Genomic DNA, 3,270 nt, shown 5'->3' with positions numbered 1-3,270 from the left:
TCCGGCGGTTACGGAGCGCCGCCGAACCAACCGCCACAGCCACCGTCCGGCGGCTTCGGCGCTCCGTAACCGCCGGACGGCGGCTGTTCGGGCGGCTGAGTCATCAGCGGCTCCCCCTCGTTCACTGATTTTTAGCCACGCCCCGAAGTTCGCGAGGACCCGGAGGCGCGTTCAAGCAGGTCTCAGACGGCCCTTTCTATCACTCGGCTGTCCATGGACAACGGGCCGGTTCACCCCTGTACCCAAGGGAGAACCGGCCCGTGATGCCTCCGTTATGCGCCTTCACGCACCTTTCACGCGTCCTCGGCGAGTTCCAGCCACCGCATCTCCAGCTCCTCGCGCTCGCCGCCCAAGTCCCGCAGCTGCGCGTCCAGTTCGGCCACCTTCGCGAAGTCCGTGGCGTTGTCGGCGATCTGCGTGTGCAGCTTGGCCTCCTTCTCGGAGACCTTGTCCAACTGCCGCTCGATCTTCTGGAGTTCCTTCTTCGCGGCCCGCTGGTCGGCGGCGCTCACGGCGGGCGCGGCCTTCTCCACGACGGTGACGGCAGCGGCGGCGACCTCCTCCATACGGTGGCGTCGCTCCAGGTACTCGTCGATGCCGCGCGGCAGCATCCGCAGGGTCGCGTCACCGAGGAGGGCGTACACCTTGTCGGTGGTGCGCTCGACGAAGAACCGGTCGTGGGAGATCACGATCATCGAACCGGGCCAGCCGTCGAGGACGTCCTCCAGCTGGGTCAGCGTCTCGATGTCGAGGTCGTTGGTGGGCTCGTCGAGGAAGAGGACGTTGGGCTCGTCCATGAGGAGGCGGAGGAGCTGGAGCCTGCGCCGCTCACCGCCCGACAGGTCCCCGACCGGCGTCCACTGCTTCTCCTTGTTGAAGCCGAACGTCTCGCACAGCTGCCCGGCGGTCATCTCCCGCCCCTTGCCGAGATCGACCCGCTCCCGCACCTGCTGCACGGCCTCCAACACCCGCAGCGTGGGCTTGAGTTCGGCGACCTCCTGCGAGAGGTACGCGAGCTTCACCGTCTTCCCCACGACGACCTTGCCGGCCACGGGCTGCGTCTCGCCGTCGCTGCGGGCGGCGTCCGCGAGGGCCCGCAGCAGGGAGGTCTTGCCGGCGCCGTTGACACCGACCAGGCCGATGCGGTCGCCGGGGCCGAGGTGCCAGGTGACGTGCTTCAGCAGCACCTTGGGACCGGCCTGGACGGTGACGTCCTCCAGGTCGAAGACGGTCCGGCCCAGGCGCGTGGAGGCGAACTTCATCAGCTCGCTGGTGTCGCGGGGCGGCGGCACGTCCGCGATCAGTTCGTTGGCGGCCTCGACGCGGAACCGCGGCTTGGACGTACGGGCCGGGGCGCCCCGGCGCAGCCACGCGAGCTCCTTGCGGACCAGGTTCTGCCGCTTGGTCTCCTCGGTGGCGGCGATGCGCTCGCGTTCGGCGCGGGCGAAGACGTAGTCGGTGTAGCCGCCCTCGTACTCGTAGACGTCGCCCTTCTGCACGTCCCACATCTGCGTGCAGACCTGGTCCAGGAACCAGCGGTCGTGGGTCACGCAGACGAGCGCGGAGCGCCGCTCGCGCAGGTGCTGGGCGAGCCAGGCGATGCCCTCGACGTCGAGGTGGTTCGTCGGCTCGTCGAGGACGACCAGGTCCTGGTCCTCGATGAGCAGCTTCGCGAGCGCGATACGGCGGCGCTCGCCACCGGAGAGCGGGCCGATCACGGTGTCGAGTCCCTGCGGGAAGCCCGGCAGGTCGAGCCCGCCGAAGAGTCCCGTCAGTACGTCGCGGATCTTGGAGTTGCCCGCCCACTCGTGGTCGGCCATGTCCCGGATGACCTCGTGCCGGACGGTCGCCTCCGGGTCGAGGGAGTCGTGCTGGGTGAGGACTCCCAGCCGGAGTCCTCCGGAGTGGGTGACGCGGCCGGTGTCGGACTCCTCCAGCTTGGCGAGCATCCGGATCAGGGTGGTCTTGCCGTCTCCGTTGCGGCCCACGACCCCGATCCGGTCCCCTTCGGAGACACCGAGCGAGACACCGTCGAGCAGGGCACGGGTGCCGTACACCTTGCTGACGTTCTCGACATTGACCAGGTTGACGGCCATTTCTCTCCTGACAGGGGGGACGGTCAGCCTCCCAGAGTAATGCGCGGCGGGAGGCTGACGATCCGCCCAGGTCAGCGCGCTGCCGCAGCCCTGACCTCGCTCAGCAGGTCGTACATCGTCTGGCCCGGGCAGTCCGTCTGGAGCCAGTCCCGGTGGCCGCTGATCGTCTCGTTGTCCTTCTTCACGCCGTTCACCGGGTTGGTGTAGGTGATCTTCGCCTGGGGGTCGAGGCCCTTGAAGCGGGTGATGACCTTGATGAGGCGGATCAGGGAGGCCTTCGCCGCGGCCGTCGGGGGCTGGGACACCAGGGTGCCGATGAGGGCGATGCCCAGGTTGCCCGAGTTGAAGCCCGCCGTGTGGAAGGCGGTGACCAGGTTGCCGTCGGAGTCGAAGGCCGGGACGGGATCGTCGCCGGAGTAGCGGCCCTCGTAGACGACACCCGCCTCGTCGATGAGGAAGTGGTAGCCGATGTCGCCCCAGTCGAGGGTGACCGCGTGGTACTCGTAGATGCCCCGGACGGTCGCGGCCGGGTCCGGGTCCGCGTTCGGGGTGTCCGTGTGGTGGACCGTGATCGACTGCAACGGGTAGTACGCCTCGGGGGTGTTGACCTTGCCGTCCTTGTACCGCTTGGACTCGTCGGCGCCCCAGGCCGGGCGCGAGAGGTAGCGGACGCCACGGACGCGGGTCGGCTCCGACGGTACGTGGAAGGTGCGGCCCGGGCCTCGGGTGCAGTCGATGGCCACGGAGCTGACGTCCGTCGCGCCTGCCGGTGTCCTCACCTCGTACGTGGTGGCCTCGTCGGCCGCGATCAACGCCGTACCGCCGCCGTCGATCGTCGCGCAACCGGTGCCGGTCCGCTGCCAGTTGCCCTCCGCGAGGCGGATGCCTGCGCCGTCCTGGTCGCCGGTCCAGCGGAGGCCGACGTAGGACGCGGCGAAGGCCGTGGTGGTGGGGGCGGTGCCGGTGGTCGTCTCGGTGCGGGTGGCCGGGAAGGTCTCCGGCTGCGTGCCCGGCGGGGTCGTGTCAGGGGTTGAGTCCGAGCCGGAGCCGGAATCGGAGTCGGTGGCCGCGAACACCACGGGGGTGAGGGCGGCCCCGGCGGCCACGGCTCCGGCGGCCCCTATCGCGCCGCGACGCGATAGGGACCGCTTCCTGCGGTGGGACGGGGTGGGGG

The 3,270-nt window shown here is 69.8% G+C and carries 2 protein-coding genes; both read right to left on the bottom strand.

Annotated elements, in window-relative coordinates; all coding sequences use genetic code 11:
* Positions 1–293: 293 nt before the first annotated feature.
* Entirely contained in the window at positions 294–2,096 is a 1,803-nt protein-coding gene (locus JHN45_RS51715; protein ID WP_201056438.1) for an ABC-F family ATP-binding cassette domain-containing protein, read from the bottom strand.
* A gap of 71 nt (positions 2,097–2,167) precedes the next feature.
* Positions 2,168–3,270, bottom strand: a 1,103-nt coding sequence (locus tag JHN45_RS51710) for a peptidoglycan recognition family protein (protein ID WP_236585061.1), incomplete at its 5' end; no start/stop codon positions are given.

Source organism: Streptomyces sp. MBT53, from assembly GCF_016654115.1.
Taxonomy (GTDB): Bacteria; Actinomycetota; Actinomycetes; order Streptomycetales; family Streptomycetaceae; genus Streptomyces.
The sequence above is the reverse complement of the archived record's forward strand: the minus strand, read 5'-3'. Positions and strand labels throughout refer to the sequence as shown.

Excerpts from the sequence above, each read along its gene's own strand:
- JHN45_RS51715 (WP_201056438.1), bottom strand. The coding sequence starts at position 2,096 with ATGGCCGTCAACCTGGTCAATGTCGAGAACGTCAGCAAGGTGTACGGC.